Source organism: Acidovorax sp. GW458-11-26-14-TSB4 (genome assembly GCF_059423865.1).
Map to the genome: position 1 here is coordinate 464491 of NZ_JBWKYR010000001.1, position 16165 is coordinate 480655.

The window sequence follows — 16165 nt, forward strand, 5'->3', positions numbered from 1 at the left end:
GGTGCGAGCCCCTTGGTTTGGGGCCACGTGACAAAGTGCACACAATCTTGCCGCAATGGTCGGCGGGGTGTGTTGCGGTGCGCCATGCCGGCCTACACTGCGCTCCATTCCATCCCGCGGCACCCGCTGCGGGGGAGTTTCTGGAGAGACCATGCCATCGCTCACCCACCCATCGCCACTGCCGGCAACCGCGCCCTCCCTGGGCCGGACCGGCGTTGCGCTGGCCGATGGCGTGATCGCATGCTCCCGCTCCACGCCAGCCTGGCAGGGGCCTTGCGGCCGCTGATTCCCATGCCCTTGCGCCTTCTGCCCTGGCCCCTTCCTGCGCTGCTGGCGTGGGCCGCCGCGTGGCTGCTCTATGCCGGACTCCTGCGGTCCGTGCCGCCCGTCGCGGCGCTGCTGGCCGCTTGCCTGCTGGGCACGGCGGCCAGCCTGCTGGGCAGCAGCTGGTGGCGCCGTGCGCTCATTGCCCTGGGCTTTCCGCTGTCGCTGGCGGCCAGCGGCATGGCCAGCCTGCCGGCCTGGGCCTGGCTGGTGCCGCTGGCGCTGCTGCTGGCGGTCTACCCCCTCAATGCCTGGCGCGATGCGCCCATCTTTCCCACGCCGCGCAATGCGCTGCAGGCGCTGGCCGTGCAGGCGTCCGTGGCGCCGGGCGCGCGCATTCTGGATGCCGGTTGCGGCCTGGGCGACGGGCTCATTGCCCTGCGCCATGCCTACCCGGACGCACGCCTGGAAGGGCTGGAGTGGAGCTGGCCGCTGCGCCTGGCCTGCGCTCTGCGCTGCCCCTGGGCCCAGGTGCGCCGCGGCGACATGTGGCAGGCCGACTGGAGCGGCTACCAGATGGTCTACCTGTTCCAGCGCCCCGAAAGCATGGCCCGCGCCGCCGCCAAGGCCCAGGCCGAGATGGCGGCCGGCACCTGGCTGGTGAGCCTGGAGTTCGCCGTGCCCGGCCTGCTGCCCCGTGCCCAGCTGCGCGCACCGGGCGGCCGTGTGGTGTGGATCTACCGCTTGCCCGTTACCGCCAGGGAGGGCTGAAATGCAGCGCTACAACTGTTTTTCCTACCGGCCGGCGGTTACAGAAAAGATACATCCTTTTGCTACATTGCGCCCTGGCTACAGACCACACAAGAACCTAGAAATTCACAGCCACAGGGGGCTTGCAGCAGCAGCAGCGAGGACCAGCGCCAGGAGGGAGCGCTCGGGCCTGCACAGCCTTCCTTGTCCGGTCGACAACCTCCCTCGCCAGCGGCATGCCGCGCGCGGCACCCTCTGCGGTGCCTGCCGCAGCATTTCTGTTGCAGGGGCACGTCGCCGGGGTTTTCTGGTGAACACCCGATCCATTTGCAAGGAGTATCCATGACATCCCGACCCCAATTCCGCCCGCGCCTGCTGTGGGTGCTGGCGCTGAGCGCCGCCCTCACGGGCTGCGCGACGATGCAGAGCCACGACAAGCTGGCCAGCGACGTGCAGGGTGCCGGCCGCAGCGGCGGCATACCAGCGGCCATTGCGCAGCTCGAATCCTCGGCCAAGACCGAGGAGGAGAAGACCGCGCTGCTGTACAACATGGAACGCGGCGAGCTGCTGCGCATGGACCGCCGCTACGCGGACAGCACGAATGCCTTCCTGCTGGCCGACGTGAAGGTCAAGGAATGGGAAGACACGGCCAAGAGCAACCCGCAAAAGCTCATGGGCACCGTGGGTGCCGCGCTGATCAGCGAGCGCCTGAAGGCCTATGAAGGCCAGGACTACGAGAAGGTCTGGCTGACCACCCGCCTGGCGCTCAACCGCGTGGCCGTGGGCGACGTGGAGAACGCCCGCGTGGACATCAAGCGCACCCATGAGCGCGAGGCCATCATCGCCGAGTTCCGCTCCAAGGAAACCCTGGCGGCCGAGCAGGAAGCCAAGTCCAAGGGCGCGACCTCCGGCGGCAAGGAACTCAACGGCTATCCCGTCGAGACCTTCAACGACCCCGAAGTGCTGGCCCTGAAGAACGGCTACCAGAACGCCCTGAGCCACTACCTGGCCGGCTTCTTGTACGAAATGCTCAACGAGCCGGGCCTGGCCGCGCCGGGCTACCGCAAGGCGATCGAACTCAAGCCCGAGACCGGTGTGCTCGAAGAAGGCCTGCGCGGCCTGGACAGCCGCACCAGCTTCACCTGGAAGCGCCGCCAGCGCATGACCGACGTGCTGTTCGTGGTCGAGGCCGGCGACGCCCCCGCACGCAAGCCCCGCGCCTTCACCCTGCCGGTGCCGGTGGGCAGCCGCTGGACCACGGTGAGCGTGTCCTACCCCGTGATCGAGCCCTCGCGCGATGCGCCGCTGACCAACCTGTCGGCCGCCGGCACGGACTTCAAGCTCGAGAAGGTGGTGGACGTGAACGTGATGGCACGCCGTGCCCTGAAGGACGAAATGCCCGGAATGGTGCTGCGCGGCTTCACCCGCGCCGTCGCCAAGGGCGTGATGCAGGACCAGCTGCAGAAGAAGGGCGGCCTGCTGGGCGGCATCGTGGGTGCCGTGGCAGCCTCGGCCACCGAACAGGCCGACGACCGCATGTGGCGCATGCTGCCCGGCCGCGTCTACGTGGCCCGCGGCTACCTGCCACCGGGCGAGCACACCGTGACCATCAACGGCCGCGCGCTGCCCCAGCCCGTGAAGGTCGATGGCCAGTACGCCCTGGTGCCCCTGCGCCTGTACGACAACAGCGTGCTCATGGGCGACGTGGCATCGGTCGGCCAGCTGGCCGCCGCGTCCTCCACTGCCGCCGTGGCGCCAGCGGCCGTCGAGGTGCCTGCATCGTCCACCAAGACGATCTCCACGACGACGACGACCAGGACAAGCACCACCACTACCACCAACCGCACGCGGCCTGCGGCCAAGCCCGCGCAAGCGCCCGTGACCCCGGCCAAGAACTGAACCTGACAGACGTTTTCCAAGGAGCCTATCCATGACCATCCGCACCCACCTGACCGCCATCGGCGTTGCCCTGATGGCACTGACCGGCGCAGCGGCGCACGCCCAGCTGCACGACCCGGCCACCCCGATCGCCGTGGCGTCCAAGGTGGCGCTGCGCGGCGAGGCCAACAACATCGCCGTGCGCGAGATGCGCATCGTGCGCACCAACGACATCCTGGTGGTGCAGGCCGACATGGCCAACATGGGCCGCACCGACCGCACCGTGTTCTACCGCTTCAAGTGGGTGGACCAGGTGGGCAACCAGGTGGGTGACGGAGAGTCGTGGAAGCAGATGAGCGTGCTCGGCCTGGGCCAGCAGACCGTCAAGAGCGTAGCCCCCACCAGCGCCGCAGTCGACCTGCGCCTGGAAATGAACGTAGAACCGCGCTGAGCATTCCAGCGCCGACCGGAGAAACAACCATGCAACGCAATCACAGCATCCAGCGCACCGCGCTCGTCCTGGCCTTCGCGGCCAGCACCCTGGCCCTCTCGGCCTGCCAGAACCTGTCTTCGCCCACCGTGCGCTTCGACCGCCAGGTCAACTACGGCGACGCCAAGGCCGTGGAACTGGTGACCAACGAGTTCGGCTCCACCGACCTGCAGATGATCGCCGAGAAGATGACCGGCGGCCTGCTCGAAACCGGCATCTTCCAGGGCCGCCCCACGGTGACCATCTCCACCGTGAAGAACAAGACCAGCGAGTACATCGACACCACCAACGTGATGAACTCGATCCAGACCGCGCTGGTCAAGTCCGGCAAGGTGCGCTTCGTGCGCTCCATCAACGAGATGCAGCAGGGCGTGGACGAACTGCAGCGCCAGAACCAGAGCGGCCTGTACAAGCAGGGCACCACCGCCAAGGTCGGCCAGATGACGGCTGCCAAGTACACCATGGAAGGCGAGCTGACCAGCATCGTCAAGCAGAGCAACACCACCAAGGACGTGTACTACAAGTTCACCCTGAAGCTGTTCGACGTGCAGGAAGGCACCGTGGAATGGCAGGACGAGAAGGAAATCCGCAAGACCAGCAAGCGCTGAGCCAACGCGGCACTGAAAGGACTTCACCATGCAACGCAGAACCACCCTGGCCGCCGCACTGAGCGTGCTGGCCATCACCTTCGGCGCCAGCAGCGCCCAGGCACAGAACGCAGCCCCGAAGATCGCCGTGACCGACCTGGCCTATGCCCAGCAGGTCTCGGAATATTTCGTGGCCGGCGCCTACCAGCGCAGCGCCCAGATGAGCGCCGGCGGCAGCGCGAGCCACGGCATGTACGGTGGCTCGGGCAGCCACTCCATGCAGGCTTCGGAGCAGGCCAGCGGCACCTTCGTGGCCGGCCGCTACAGCTACATCGAGCAGCGCGAGCTCGGCGGCTACACCAACGACATCAAGGGCGCGCTGCTGCAGGGCACCTACTTCCGCCTGGTGCAGGGCAAGGGCTTCGACGCCGGCAAGCCGCAGAACAGCAAGGCCGAACAGGTGCTCAACCAGGTGCAGACCGGCAAGATGGCCGCACCCCAGGCGCAGAACCAGGTGGCCAACGTGATCGCGCGCATCAAGAAGGGCGAGTTCGCCGGTGCCGACTACGTGCTCTTCGGCGTGGTCTCCAGCATCAACTTCACCGATGCGCTCTCGCCCCTGCAGGGCACGACCAGCGCCACGCGCCAGTACGGCCTGCAGCTCTTGGCCGACTTCTCGCTGATCAACACCCGCACCTACGAGATCAAGGCCGCGTTCTCCGCACAGGGCGAAGGCAACGACACCAAGATCCTGTCCAACCGCGGCGACATCGCCCCGCCCAACCGGGCCAAGGTGATGAGCGAGACCTCGCGCAGCCTGGCAGGCAGCGTGTACGAACAGCTGGCCACCCAGCTGGGCTACACCGACGCCCACCTGGCCCGCGGCGTGCGCCCGGCCGCTCCCCCGCCACCGCCCGTGGTCTACCAGGGCGGCGGCCAGCCCATGCCGGCACCCCAGGCCGACCAGGTGCTGATCCTCAAGTGATTGCCCCTCGCGCAGCGTGGATGGCCAGCGCCATCCCGACCCGCGCCCTCAAGGCCAGCCTGGTGCTGGCCTTTTTTGTGGGCGGCTGCGCTGCAGCGCCAGAGCCGCCAGCGTCGGCTGCAACGGCCTTCGCGCCCTATTCCTTGCCGGGGGCGGGCGGGGCGGTCGTGCAGGCCTTGCAGCGGCCCGCGCGCACGGCGCCGCTGCGCTACCGCGTGATCGTGGTGCCCGGTTCGGGCTGCGCCGGCATGGGCCCGCTGGCCGACCGCTACTTCGCCGGCCTGTTGCATGCCGAGGTGCTGGTGCTGCACAAGCCCGGTGTCGATCCAGAGGCCCGCACTGTCGCCGGTGCATGCCCTGCCGACTTCGTGCAGGCGGATCGCCTTTCAGCCTGGCGTGACCATGCCCGGGCCGCGCTGCGCGCCGATGCCCGCCTGCGCCAGGCGCAGGGTCTTCCAACCATCCCCCAGCTGCTGGTCGGCATCTCCGAAGGGGCCGAGTTGCTGCCTGCGCTGGCGCCCGAGGTGCCGGGCCTGGCGGGCCTGGTGTTGTCGTCGGGCAGTGGCCTGGACCCGCGCGAGGCCGGGGCCCTGCAGGCGCAGCGCCTGGGTGCCGCAGACGACTGGGAGGCCCTGGGCCGCATGCAGGCCGGCCGCCAGCCCGACAGCACGCTGGCGCAGGGCCGCAGCCTGGGTTATTGGCGCGACCTCTGGCACTGGCCACTGGCCCGGCCCCTGCGCGAAGGGCCCTGGCCTGTGTTGCAGGTATGGGGTGCGAACGATGCCTTGGTGCCCGTGGAGGCCTTTCGCCGCGGGGCCGGGCAGGCGCAGGGCCGCCAGACGCCCTGGTGCGCGCGTGAACTGCCCGGTGCCGACCATGGCCTGCAAGGCCCCGGCGGTGACGGGGTGCAGCAGCTGTGGGCCTGGCTGGAACAGTGGGGCAGGGCGCCGCTGCAAGGCCTGTGCGCACCGCTCTCCCGTTGAAAAGGCCTCAGGGGACCGTGTAGATCAGCTGGAATTTCGTGTTGTTCAGCATGTCCGCCAGGCTGGTGCCGTAGCCCAGGAAGAACTGCGTGCCGCGCAGGCTGCTCACATTGACCAGCTCCAGGATAGTCACGGTCTGCGACGCCGTCAGCGTGCCCTGCCAGGCCGGCGCCGGTGTCGATGCGCCGTTGAACAGCGCCCAGCCCTGCGGCGTCAGCACCGCCACGCCCACGCCGGGCACCAAGGCCACGACATAGACCACGCCGCCCTGGCCCACGTCGCGCGATGCCGGCTGCACGCGCCCGGTCAGGCGCAGCGATTGCACCGTGCCCTCGGTCGTGCCCGAGAAACTGGCCGGCGTCAGCGGCCCGCCGCCGGGTGCGGGCGGCACGCGCGCACTGTCGGCGCTGAAGCCCACGCGCGTGGTGATGGGTGTCAGGTCCACCGCCTCGAAGGCCGTGTGCGGCACCGTCTGCACCTGGGTGATGGTGGCGCTCTGCCACAGCCGGCTCGGATCGCCCGTGATGTACATGTCCGAGCCGCCGTCGGCGATGTACATGCCATAGCGCTTGAGCGCGTTGAGGATGGCCTTGGCCTGCGCCGTGTAGTTCTCGGGCACCGGGTAGTCGGCACGCAGGCGGAACAGCTGGCCCATCGCCGGCTTGGCGGCCGAGGCATCGCCATTGCGCGTGAGGTGGCGCGCCGGCCAGGTATAGCTTGTGCGGATCTTGCTGCTCTGGATGGTGAAGCGCAGCGCGTGCTGGATCTCGCCGGTGCTGGCCTCCTCGGCGCGCAGCAGCAGCGGGAAGATCGGAAAGCCCGCTGCGTCCGACGATGTCCAGCCCGCGGGCCGCAGCGCGTTGGAGCGCAGGTCGAACGCCGCGCTGCTGTAGATGTCCCAGCCGCCATCGGCGCGGGCATAGCTCAGGTAGCTCTCCCACAGCATGCAGGTGTCGGTGTCGACACTGAGGATGTGGTGGTCGTTGTAGATGGCCTTGTTGCTGCTGATGCCGCCCTCCACCTTGGGCCGCAGCGGGAAGGGCAGGCGCGCGGTGCTGGTCAGGCCCGTGCAGGGGCGCGCCAGGCTGCCGTCGGCACGCGCGCAATCGCTTTCATCGGGTGCGCCATCGCGGTCGAAGTAGACCGCCGGCCAGGTGATTTGGCTGCCCTGCACCACGTTGTACGGAATGCCCCAGTACTCGCTGCTGGCCATGTCCTCGCTCTGGCCCAGGTCCAGGTGCAGGCGCCGGCTGCCGGTGCTGATGGTCTGCAGGAAGGCAGCGGACTGCGGGTGCACCGGCAGCTGGTCGATGCGGGTGTTGAACACATGGTCCGCCGGCAGCACGGGGCAGGGCCCCACGGTGGGCGCGGCCACGGCGGCGCTGGCCAGCAGCGCCAGCGAGGCCAGCAGGGCAAGGTGGGGGCGGGGCATGGCGGGGTCTCCTGGGTACTCGCCAGGATGCTGCCACGCCTTGTTACATCGTGGCGGGTGCAGTTGTAACGGCCGGCAACCAGCAGCTGCAGCTTCCACGGAGAATCGTATCTCGGCTGCAGTCCCGCCCATGCCTGTTGAAGGCGAAAACCGGCTTGCTCAAGCCAGTGCTCCCGCGCAAGGGCCGCCCCTCCGCGCTGGGAGCGTCCCCCTCCCGACCCGCGCAGCGGGTCGAGAGGGGGTGAAGGCGCGAAGCGACTCAGGGGGTGTGCGCTATCTTGGTCGGTACATCTTGAAGAGCTGTTCGGGGCCCACGGTGAAGTAGTCGGCAGGGCCCCCTGCGCGCAGGATGTGGCCCGCGGCGGCCGTGTCGTAGATACCCTCCTTGAGCAGCGCCTTGTCGATGTGGATCGCCACCACCTCGCCCAGTACCAGCCAGGTCGGCACCTGTGCGCCATCGGCGCCCTGCAGCTGCAGGATCTGGGTGCGCCGGCATTCGAAGGTGACGGGGCTCTCGGCCACGCGCGGCGGCGCCACCTGGGTGCTGGCCAGTGGCGTGAGGCCCGCCAGCTGGAATTCGTCGACCTCGGGCGGCACGGCGGCGCAGCTCTGGTTCATGGCCTCGGCCAGGCTGCGCGTGGCCAGGTTCCACACGAACTCGCCCGTCTCCTCGACATTGCGCACCGTGTCCTTGTAGCCGATGCTGGCAAAGCCCACGATGGGCGGCACGTAGTTGAAGGCGTTGAAGAAACTGTAAGGCGCCAGGTTCAGCGCGCCTGCGGTGCTCTGCGTCGAGATCCAGCCGATGGGGCGTGGCCCGACGATGGCATTGAACGGGTCGTGCGGCAGGCCATGGCCTTGGCGCGGCTGGTAGCTGTGGATGGAGGCGGGGGTGGGTGTGGCCATGGGGCGGAGCGGGGTGGGAGAGGCGGAACCGCCACCATACGTGAAGCGCGACGTGTTTGCACGGACAGGGTGAAGTGCCTCCCTGCGCGCATGGGCGGTCTGTGGCCTGTGGGCCGGTGGTTCGGCGATCAGGACGGCGGCATGGCCCTGGCCTGCGCCTGCAGCCAGCTGCAGAACACGTCCAGGCGCGGGTGGGCTGCCGCACTGCGTCGCAGCGCCAGGTATTCATAGCCCGAGGCGTTGAACCCCATGGGCGCCACCAGGCGCCCGGCCTGCACGTCGTCCATCACCAGGTGCCAGGGGGCCATGGCAATGCCCAGGCCGCGCACGGCAGCCTCCAGCGTGAAGTAGTAGTGCTCGTACACGGGGCCGGCGGCGGCCACCGCCTCGGGCCAGGCTGCGCCGGTCGAGGCGGCCCACAGGGCCCAGGCATTGCGCCGCGCGCGCGTGTGCAGCAGCGGCTGGCCGGCCAGGTCGGCCGGTGTGTGCAGCGCACCCGTGCGTGCGGCCAGTACGGGGGACAACACGGGGCCCAGGCGCTCGGTGAAAAGGGGCTGTGCGGTGGGGCCATCGCGGAGCGCGCCTGCTGCCTCCTCGGCAGTGATGAGCAGGTCGCAGCCCTCGCGCGCGGCGTCGGTGCCGGTGTCGGTGGTGCGCAGGCGCACCTCGATGCCCGGGTGCTGTGCGTGGAAGTCGAACAGCCGTGGGATCAGCCACTTGACCGTGAAGGTGCTGAAGCAGGCCACATCGAGCGGCCCCTGGTGGGCATCGCCCAGCGCGCGCACCGTGTCCGTGATCTGCTGGAAGGCCGTGGTCAGCACGGGCTGCAAGGTGCGCGCCGCGGCCGTGAGGGTGGGGCGGGCCTTGGTACCGTCGAACAGCGGCAGGCCCAGGTGCTCTTCGAGCTGGCGCACCTGGCGGCTGATGGCGCCGGGCGATACCGAGAGTTCCTCGGCCGCGGCCGTCATGCGGCCCAGGCGGGCGGCGGCTTCGAAGGCGCGCAGGGCGCCCAGCGGGGGCAGGCGAGGCTTCATTTCTATGTGATTCTAGATCACATAGGGTGGGCGTATAAATCGCTTTTCTGGTCGGATGCGTGGGGGAAGAATTCGCGCTTTCCCAACCCATTTATTTGACTCAAAGGAACATATCCGATGCCCTTCATCCACACCCATGTGCCCCAGGCAAGCTCCGATGAAGCGCGCGAGGCCATCGTGCAGGCCATCCACCAAGCGCTGGTCGAAGGCATCGGCATGCCCGAGGACGAGCTGTTCAACATGGTCACCGGCTATGCCCCGGGGCAGTTCGCCTTCAGCCGCAGCTTCAATGGCGTGGCGCGGTCGGATGCCGTGGTTGTCGTCGAAATCACACTGCGCCGTGGCCGCAGCGATGCGATGAAGCGCGCGCTGTACGCCGCCATTGCGCGCAACCTGCAGGAGATGGCGCACGTGGCCCCGGCCGACGTGTTCATCTTCATGCACGAGAACGACTATTCCGACTGGTCCGTGGGCCATGGGCGCTTTGCCATGGCGCTGGTGCAGCAGGTGGGGGCGTAGTGCTGGCGGCGCGGCCAACCAGGGCCCTCGCAACCCCGAAATCAGTGTGAACAGGCCCTACTTCTTGCTCAGTTCTCTGAGCTCTTTTTCCAGTGCCTCCAGGTTGGAGCGCAATTCGCGTGTACGCAACTCGCAGGCGGCGGCCGCCGCCTGCATTTCGGAGTTGAGGGCCTGCTCGGATGTGGCGACGACTCCACTGGTGCGGGCCTGCGTGCGGCGGGCGGCCATGAGCGTCTGCTCAGCGGTGCAGCGCTGGGTCTGGGCGTTGAGGGCGCCGCGCGCTTCGCGGATCAGGCGCTGCTCCAGGTCGGTCTTGCGGCGCCAGGTTTCGCCAAAGGCGCCTTCCTTTCTGGGGGCAGGTGCCATGGCGGCGGCCGGTGTGGCAGGGGTGGACGGAGCGCTTGCTGTGGGGGCCGCAGCCGACGCGCCCGAAGCCGGGCTGGCGGCAGGGGTGGCCGCGGCGGCGGGAGCTGCCGTGCCGATGCCGCTGCTTGACAGCCGGACCTCGACCTTCTCGCCCTTGCCCCCACCGGCGCAGGGCGCATCCTGAAAGGACACCTTGCCATCCGGGCCCGTGCACTTGTTGATGGCCCACGCCGGGGCCGCCAGCGCCAGGCAGGCCGCCGTGCCCAGGAACAACTGTCGAATCATGCTTTCCCTCTCCCCTGAAACCTGTTGTTGCAGCTTCCCAGTATCGCCGCATCGGAATGGTAGGGCACCGCCTGCTGCCCCGGCGGTTGCCCAAAGCGCACTGGCGGTCACGCGGAAGGCGGCCCGTGGGCATCGCTCCTGCCCATGAACCAGCTCGGCGGCTGCCCCATGGCGGCCTTGAACATGGCCGAGAAGGCGCTTTCGCTGGCGTAGCCGCTGGCGGCGGCCACGGCGGTCACCGATTCGCCGCGCGCCAGGCGGGGCAGGGCATGGGCCAGCACCGCCTGCTTGCGCCAGGGCGCAAAGCCCATGCCGAACTGCGCCTGGAACAGCCGGGCCAGGGTGCGTTCGCTGGCGCCGCTGTCGGTGGCCCAGTCATGCAGCGTGGCATGGCGGCCGGGGGCCTCCAGCACGGCCTGGCACAGGGCGCGCAGGCGCTTGTCGCTGTCCGGCCCGGGCAGGGGCACGCCCAGGGCCAGGACTTCGGCCTGGCCGATCTCGTCGAGCACCAGGGTGGTCAAGGCCGCCTCACGCGCAGGTCCCGGTGGCGGGCCGCCCACGGGGTCCAGGGCCGACACCAGTTCGCGCAGCAGCGGCGTCACGGCCATCACGCGGCAGACGGCTCCGTCGGCGGGAATCACCGAGGGGTCGACGTACAGGGTGCGAAAAGCCGCCGCCTCCAGCACGGCAATGGCGTGCAGGGCGCCGGGGGCGATCCACACCGCACGCGAGGGCGGCACGATGTACGTCGTGGGCGCAACGGGGGCCACCACGCTGACCTGGATCACGCCGCTGGCGCAGTAGGCCAGCTGCCCCCAGGCATGGCGGTGCGGCTCGAAATGCGTGTCGGCCGGCATGTTGCGCGCGCGCACCCGCACCGGCTGCGCCGGGGTGGGCACGAAGGGGTCCATGTCCCCGAGCGGGGCGGCGTGGCTGGTGCGTGCCATGGTGGGGGTGGGTTTTGTGTACGGGGTTGGCGCAAATTCGCTGAAACCTGTCTTTCCGTCGCATTCCAGAAATCCAGGCGCGATATTACGATTTCGCCATGACTTCTGCCAACCCCACCGCCAGCCCTGCCGCTGCCGTCCCCCTGCGTGCCGACGCGGGCGTGATCGGCCTCGTGGGCATCGCCCACCTCATCAGCCACTTCAGCCAGCTGCTGCTGGCTCCGCTGTTCCCGTGGCTCAAGGACGCTTTCCAGGTCGGCTATACCGAACTGGGCTTCCTCATGACCATATTCTTCGTGGTCTCGTGCGCCGTGCAGGCGGGCTCGGGCTTCGTGGTCGACCGCTTCGGTCCGCGCCCCATCCTGTTCGGCGGCCTGGCATTGCTGGGCCTGGCGGCGTTCGGCTTTGCGGCCAGCACCAGCTATGCCATGCTGGCCGCGTTCTCGGTGCTGGCGGGCATCGGCAACGGCGTGTTCCACCCGGTGGACTACACGCTGCTCAACCGGCGCGTGAGCGCGCCACGCCTGGGCCATGCGTACAGCGTGCACGGCATCACCGGCAGCCTGGGCTGGGCGCTGGCGCCGGCCATGCTGGTGCCGTTGGCGATCGCCTTCTCGTGGCGCGTGGCCCTGGTCTGCGCCGGCGTGCTGGCGTTTGCCGTGCTGGCGCTGTTGCTGTTCAAACGCCGTGTGCTGGAACTGCCGCCCGTGCCTGCGGCAGCGACTGCCAAGGCCGGGGCCGCAGGGCAGCAGGGCAACTTTGCCTTCCTGCGCATTCCGGCCGTGTGGATGTGCTTTGCGTTCTTCTTTTTCTACGCCGTGTCGCTCAACGTGGTGCAGGCCTTTGCGCCCGAGGCCGCGCGCCAGCTGCACGCTGTGCCGGTGGCCCTGGCGGCCATGTGCCTCACGGTCTACATGGTGGCCAGCGCGGGCGGCATGGTGCTGGGTGGCTTCCTGGCCGCCGACCCGAGCCGCTGCGAGCGCATCGTGGGCGTGGGCTTCGGCCTGGCCGCCTGCGTGGCAGTGGCCCTGGCCCTGGCGCACCCGCCTGGGGCCCTCGTACCCGTGATGTTCGGTGTGATGGGTTTTTGCGCCGGCATCGCCGGCCCCTCGCGCGACCTGCTGGTCAAGCGCTCCACGCCCGAGGGCTCCACGGGCCGGGTCTACGGCATTGTCTACTCGGGCCTGGACATCGGCCAGGCGCTGTCGCCGCTGTTGTTCGGTGTGCTGCTCGACCAGGGCCGCTTCACGGCCGTGCTGCTCGGTCTGGCCGTCGTGCAGGGCGTGCTGATCGCCAGTGCCTTCAATGTGCGCCGCGTGCGGCGCACCGCGACGCCGGTTCCCGCCTGATTGGCGCAGAGTGTCCCGGGCAGCGCCCGGCACATCAGACCACGGCGCGGTGCCGTGCAATGCAGGTGTCCAGCGTGTCCTCGCCGGTGCGCTGCCACCAGTCCAGCGCCGAGAAGATCTCCACCTCGGCATAGCCTTCGAAGCCCGCGGCCTCGACCCACTGGCGGATTTTCTTCAGTTCGATCACGCCGTCGCCCATCATGCCGCGGTCGCTGAGCAGGTCACGCGTGGGCAGGCGCCAGTCGCACACATGGTAGGCCAGCAGGCGTTCCTTGCCGGCGCGGGCGATCTGCTGTTCCAGCTTGGGGTCCCACCACACGTGGTACACGTCCAGGGCCACGCCGAGCGCACCGGTCTTCTGCGCATCGAGCGCATCGCAGATGTCCAGCGCCTGCTCCAGCGTGTTGATGCAGGCGCGGTCGGCCGCCTGCATGGGGTGCAGCGGTTCAATGGCCAGGGGCATGCCCACCTGCCGTGCGTATTCCAGCGACGCGGCGATGCCGTCGAACACCTCGCCGCGTGCGCGGGCGAGGTCGGTGTAGTGCGGCGTGCCCTCCAGCGCGCCGGGCAGGGCGCCCACCACCAGCACCAGGCAGGCGGCGTCCAGGGTCTTGGCTTCGTCGATGGCGCGGCGGTTGTCGTCCAGCGCGGCGCGCAGGCCGGCCGCATCGGCCGCCGGGAAGAAGCCGCCCCGGCAGTAGCCCGACAGCGCCATGCCATGGGCGCGCAGCTGGCGCGCCGTGGCGTCCAGGCCGGCCGCTGCCACCTGGTCGCGCCAGGGGCTGATGGCGCGGATGCCGCGTTCAGCGCACTGGTCGATGATGCGCGACAGCGGCACCTCCGCCCCCTGCTGCTTGCGCACGGTGGCGGTGTTGATCGAGAGCCAGCGGTGGTCTTGCGAGAAGTCACGCATGGTGCTCAGGCGGCCACGCCGTGCAATGCGAGCAGGTGGCCCATGCGCTGCACGGCCAGTTCGGGCTGCTCCAGCAGATCGGCCTGGTCGGCCAGGCGGAACAGCTCGGCGAAGTGCACCAGCGAGCGCGTGCTCTGCTGCCCGCCCACCATGGTGAAGTGGCTCTGGTGGCCGTTGAGCCAGGCCATGAAGACCACGCCCGTCTTGTAAAAGCGCGTGGGCGCCGCGAAGATGTGGCGCGACAGCGGCACCGTGGGCCCCAGGATGGCGTGGAAGCGCGCCATGTCGCCCGCCGCCAGCGCTGCCAGCGCCGCGCTCGCGGCCGGTGCGATGGCGTCGAAGATGCCCAGCAGCGCATCGCTCTGGCCCTGGCGCGGCGTGCCGCCGGCGCCGTCACCGGCGATGAGTTCGGCGTAGTTGAAGTCGTCGCCTGTGTACATGCGCACGCCCTGGCCGTCGGTGCCGCCCGTGGCGGGCAGGCGGCGGCGCATGGCGACCTCCTTGTCCTTGTCGAGCAGCGAGATCTTGATGCCGTCGACCTTGTCCGGGTGCGCGGCGATCACGGCCAGGGCTGTGCCCATGGCCGCATCCACATCGCGCGAACCCCAGTAACCGGCCAGGGCCGGGTCGAACATGTCGCCCAGCCAGTGCAGCACCACGGGCTGGCGCGCCTGCGCAAGGATGCGGTCGTACACGCGCTCGTAGTCGGCCGGGCCCTTGGCCACGCGGGCCAGTGCGCGGCTGGCCATCACGATGAGCTTGCCGCCCAGCTTTTCGATGGCCTCCATCTGCTCCTCGTAGCCGCGGATCACATCGTCCACCGACTTCACGTCCTCCAGCACCAGGTGGTCCGTGCCGCAGCCCGAGGCCACGAGCGCGCCCGGCCCGAAGTCGCGCGCCGCGTCGAGCGAGCGGCGGATCAGCTCCAGCGAGGTCGGCCAGTCCAGCCCCATGCCGCGCTGCGCGGTGTCCATGGCCTCGGCCACGCCCAGGCCCAGCGACCACAGGCGGTGGCGGTAGGCGATGGTCGCATCCCAGTCCACGGCGCACTGCAGCCACGGGTCGATGGCGGCCAGCGGGTTGGCCACCACATGGGCGGCCGAGTAGGCGATGCGGTTGAACACGGCCCCCTTGGGCGGAGCCACCGGCGGGCGGCCTTGCAGGGTATAGGGGCTGGTGCGGCCGTCGGCCGCGGGCAGGGAGAGGCGAAGGGCCATGGTGAACTCGGGAAATGGGGTAAGAAATGGATCAGGCGTTGAGGGGCGCTACGTCCACCCAGCGGCGTTCCTTCCAGCTTTCCAGCGCCGCCTCGACCAGTTGCACGCCCTTGGCGCCTTCGGGCAGGGTCCATTGGTAGGGGGCGTCTTCCACCACGTGGCGGATGAAGTGTTCCCACTGGATCTTGAAGCCGTTGTCGTAGACCTGCGAGTCGGGGATCTCCTGCCACTGGTCGAAGAAGTTCATGGTCTGCTTCTCGTCGGGGTTCCACACCGGGCGCGGCGTGGCCACGCGGCTTTGCGCGCGGCAGCTCGACAGGCCGGCCACGGCCGAGCCGTCGGTGCCGTCCACATGGAAGGTGACCAGGTCATCGCGGCGCACGCGCGTGGCCCAGCTCATGTTGAGCTGCGCGATCACCGGCTCGCCGTTGTGGCCCGTGAGTTCGCAGGTGGCGTAGGCCGCGTCGTCGGCCGTGGCTTGGTAGGGCTGGCCGGCCTCGTCCCAGCGCTGCGGGATGTGCGTGGCGCCGATGCACGAGACGGACTTCACCTCGCCGAACAGGTTGTCCAGCACGTAGCGCCAGTGGCACATCATGTCCAGGATCATGCCGCCGCCGTCTTCGCTGCGGTAGTTCCAGCTCGGGCGCTGGATGGGCTGCAGGTCGCCCTCGAAGACCCAGTAGCCGAACTCCAGGCGCACGCTGAGCATGCGGCCAAAGAAGCCCGCGCGGCGCAGCATGTCGAGCTTGCGCAGGCCGGGCAGGAATAGCTTGTCCTGCACTGCGCCGTGCTTGAGGCCCGAGCCTGAGGCCAGGCGCGCGATCTCCACCGCCTCGTTCAGGTTGGTGGCGATGGGCTTCTCGCAGTACACATGCTTGCCCGCGCGGATGGCCTTGGCCAGCAGGGTGGGGCGCATCTGCGTGGTGCCGGCGTCGAAGAACACGGTGTCCTCGGGGTTGGCCAGCGCGGCATCGAGGTCCGTGCCCCAGCGCGCGATGCCGTGGGCCTTGGCCAGGGCCTCCATCTTCTCGGCATTGCGGCCGATGAGGATGGGGTCGGGCATCACGCGGTTGCCGTTGCCGAGCACCACGCCGCCCTGCGCGCGGATGGCGCAGATGGAGCGGATCAGATGCTGGTTCATGCCCATGCGGCCGGTGACGCCGTGCATGATGAGTCCGAGTCGTTGGGTGGCCATGGTGTCGGTCCGTTTCAGTTCAAAGGTTGCAAAAGGAATGGGCAAAGGCGCGGCCTGGCCACCCC

At 69.3% G+C, this 16165-nt stretch carries 16 protein-coding genes; 8 read left to right on the forward strand and 8 right to left on the reverse strand.

What is annotated here, in order from left to right; all coding sequences use genetic code 11:
* Nucleotides 1–291 precede the first annotated feature (291 nt).
* The 6 genes from AC07X5_RS02205 (at nt 292) to AC07X5_RS02230 (ending at nt 5937) form a co-directional block, all read left to right on the forward strand.
* Nucleotides 292–1035: a class I SAM-dependent methyltransferase gene (locus AC07X5_RS02205; RefSeq protein ID WP_409961583.1), complete on the forward strand. Its 744-nt coding sequence runs from the start codon at nt 292–294 to the stop codon at nt 1033–1035.
* A gap of 321 nt (nt 1036–1356) precedes the next feature.
* Nucleotides 1357–2913, forward strand: a complete 1557-nt coding sequence (locus AC07X5_RS02210) for a COG3014 family protein (protein WP_494768892.1) — start codon at nt 1357–1359, stop codon at nt 2911–2913.
* A gap of 31 nt (nt 2914–2944) precedes the next feature.
* Nucleotides 2945–3343 (forward strand): YcfL family putative periplasmic lipoprotein, encoded by a 399-nt coding sequence (locus AC07X5_RS02215; protein WP_409961563.1) that lies wholly within the window; start codon nt 2945–2947, stop codon nt 3341–3343.
* A 29-nt stretch (nt 3344–3372) separates the two neighbouring features.
* The gene (gene lpoB, locus AC07X5_RS02220) at nt 3373–3990 is read left to right on the forward strand and encodes a penicillin-binding protein activator LpoB (RefSeq protein ID WP_409961564.1); all 618 of its coding nucleotides are present in this window, start codon (nt 3373–3375) and stop codon (nt 3988–3990) included.
* A 28-nt stretch (nt 3991–4018) separates the two neighbouring features.
* Nucleotides 4019–4954, forward strand: coding sequence for a hypothetical protein (locus AC07X5_RS02225; protein WP_494768893.1), 936 nt, complete (start codon nt 4019–4021; stop codon nt 4952–4954).
* On the forward strand, nt 4951–5937 hold the full coding sequence (locus AC07X5_RS02230) for an alpha/beta hydrolase (RefSeq protein WP_494768894.1): 987 nt from the start codon (nt 4951–4953) through the stop codon (nt 5935–5937). Before AC07X5_RS02225 ends, AC07X5_RS02230 begins: the two co-directional genes overlap by 4 nt.
* A gap of 7 nt (nt 5938–5944) precedes the next feature.
* Here AC07X5_RS02230 and AC07X5_RS02235 read toward each other — a convergent pair whose 3' ends face one another.
* The 3 genes from AC07X5_RS02235 to AC07X5_RS02245 all read right to left on the reverse strand — a co-directional run bounded on the left by AC07X5_RS02235 (nt 5945) and on the right by AC07X5_RS02245 (nt 9309).
* Nucleotides 5945–7369, reverse strand: coding sequence for a hypothetical protein (locus AC07X5_RS02235; protein ID WP_494768895.1), 1425 nt, complete (start codon nt 7367–7369; stop codon nt 5945–5947).
* A gap of 273 nt (nt 7370–7642) precedes the next feature.
* Complete coding sequence (locus tag AC07X5_RS02240; protein ID WP_494768896.1) at nt 7643–8275, reverse strand: flavin reductase family protein; 633 nt, start codon at nt 8273–8275, stop codon at nt 7643–7645.
* 128 nt (nt 8276–8403) lie between these two features.
* Nucleotides 8404–9309 carry a LysR substrate-binding domain-containing protein gene (locus AC07X5_RS02245; RefSeq protein ID WP_494768897.1) on the reverse strand — a complete coding sequence of 302 codons (906 nt, stop codon included), beginning with the start codon at nt 9307–9309 and terminating at the stop codon, nt 8404–8406.
* Between the two features lie 117 nt (nt 9310–9426).
* On the opposite strand from AC07X5_RS02245, the gene AC07X5_RS02250 reads away from it, so the two are divergent.
* The gene (locus AC07X5_RS02250; RefSeq protein WP_494768898.1) at nt 9427–9828 is read left to right on the forward strand and encodes a tautomerase family protein; all 402 of its coding nucleotides are present in this window, start codon (nt 9427–9429) and stop codon (nt 9826–9828) included.
* 57 nt (nt 9829–9885) lie between these two features.
* Here AC07X5_RS02250 and AC07X5_RS02255 read toward each other — a convergent pair whose 3' ends face one another.
* Both AC07X5_RS02255 and AC07X5_RS02260 read right to left on the reverse strand, forming a co-directional pair.
* Nucleotides 9886–10479: a hypothetical protein gene (locus tag AC07X5_RS02255; RefSeq protein WP_494768899.1), complete on the reverse strand. Its 594-nt coding sequence runs from the start codon at nt 10477–10479 to the stop codon at nt 9886–9888.
* A gap of 107 nt (nt 10480–10586) precedes the next feature.
* Complete coding sequence (locus AC07X5_RS02260) at nt 10587–11426, reverse strand: AraC family transcriptional regulator (RefSeq protein WP_409961572.1); 840 nt, start codon at nt 11424–11426, stop codon at nt 10587–10589.
* 98 nt (nt 11427–11524) lie between these two features.
* Here AC07X5_RS02260 and AC07X5_RS02265 point away from each other — a divergent pair, with 98 nt between their 5' ends.
* Nucleotides 11525–12775, forward strand: a complete 1251-nt coding sequence (locus AC07X5_RS02265) for an MFS transporter (protein WP_409961573.1) — start codon at nt 11525–11527, stop codon at nt 12773–12775.
* A 34-nt stretch (nt 12776–12809) separates the two neighbouring features.
* Here the strand turns inward: AC07X5_RS02265 and AC07X5_RS02270 are convergent, their stop codons facing one another.
* The 3 genes from AC07X5_RS02270 to AC07X5_RS02280 are packed head-to-tail and all read right to left on the reverse strand — an operon-like array spanning nt 12810 to nt 16100.
* Nucleotides 12810–13688: a sugar phosphate isomerase/epimerase family protein gene (locus AC07X5_RS02270; protein WP_494768900.1), complete on the reverse strand. Its 879-nt coding sequence runs from the start codon at nt 13686–13688 to the stop codon at nt 12810–12812.
* Nucleotides 13689–13693: 5 nt separating this feature from the next.
* Nucleotides 13694–14905, reverse strand: a complete 1212-nt coding sequence (locus AC07X5_RS02275; RefSeq protein WP_494768901.1) for a dihydrodipicolinate synthase family protein — start codon at nt 14903–14905, stop codon at nt 13694–13696.
* Nucleotides 14906–14936: 31 nt separating this feature from the next.
* Nucleotides 14937–16100 (reverse strand): Gfo/Idh/MocA family protein, encoded by a 1164-nt coding sequence (locus tag AC07X5_RS02280; RefSeq protein WP_409961575.1) that lies wholly within the window; start codon nt 16098–16100, stop codon nt 14937–14939.
* Between the last annotated feature and the right edge of the window lie 65 nt (nt 16101–16165).

Excerpts from the sequence above, each read along its gene's own strand:
- AC07X5_RS02205 (WP_409961583.1), top strand. The coding sequence starts at position 292 with ATGCCCTTGCGCCTTCTGCCCTGGCCCCTTCCTGCGCTGCTGGCGTGG.
- AC07X5_RS02255 (WP_494768899.1), bottom strand. The coding sequence starts at position 10,479 with ATGATTCGACAGTTGTTCCTGGGCACGGCGGCCTGCCTGGCGCTGGCG.
- AC07X5_RS02275 (WP_494768901.1), bottom strand. The coding sequence starts at position 14,905 with ATGGCCCTTCGCCTCTCCCTGCCCGCGGCCGACGGCCGCACCAGCCCC.
- AC07X5_RS02210 (WP_494768892.1), top strand. The coding sequence starts at position 1,357 with ATGACATCCCGACCCCAATTCCGCCCGCGCCTGCTGTGGGTGCTGGCG.
- AC07X5_RS02215 (WP_409961563.1), top strand. The coding sequence starts at position 2,945 with ATGACCATCCGCACCCACCTGACCGCCATCGGCGTTGCCCTGATGGCA.
- AC07X5_RS02280 (WP_409961575.1), bottom strand. The coding sequence starts at position 16,100 with ATGGCCACCCAACGACTCGGACTCATCATGCACGGCGTCACCGGCCGC.
- AC07X5_RS02265 (WP_409961573.1), top strand. The coding sequence starts at position 11,525 with ATGACTTCTGCCAACCCCACCGCCAGCCCTGCCGCTGCCGTCCCCCTG.
- AC07X5_RS02225 (WP_494768893.1), top strand. The coding sequence starts at position 4,019 with ATGCAACGCAGAACCACCCTGGCCGCCGCACTGAGCGTGCTGGCCATC.
- AC07X5_RS02245 (WP_494768897.1), bottom strand. The coding sequence starts at position 9,309 with ATGAAGCCTCGCCTGCCCCCGCTGGGCGCCCTGCGCGCCTTCGAAGCC.
- lpoB (WP_409961564.1), top strand. The coding sequence starts at position 3,373 with ATGCAACGCAATCACAGCATCCAGCGCACCGCGCTCGTCCTGGCCTTC.
- AC07X5_RS02240 (WP_494768896.1), bottom strand. The coding sequence starts at position 8,275 with ATGGCCACACCCACCCCCGCCTCCATCCACAGCTACCAGCCGCGCCAA.
- AC07X5_RS02270 (WP_494768900.1), bottom strand. The coding sequence starts at position 13,688 with ATGCGTGACTTCTCGCAAGACCACCGCTGGCTCTCGATCAACACCGCC.
- AC07X5_RS02235 (WP_494768895.1), bottom strand. The coding sequence starts at position 7,369 with ATGCCCCGCCCCCACCTTGCCCTGCTGGCCTCGCTGGCGCTGCTGGCC.
- AC07X5_RS02260 (WP_409961572.1), bottom strand. The coding sequence starts at position 11,426 with ATGGCACGCACCAGCCACGCCGCCCCGCTCGGGGACATGGACCCCTTC.
- AC07X5_RS02250 (WP_494768898.1), top strand. The coding sequence starts at position 9,427 with ATGCCCTTCATCCACACCCATGTGCCCCAGGCAAGCTCCGATGAAGCG.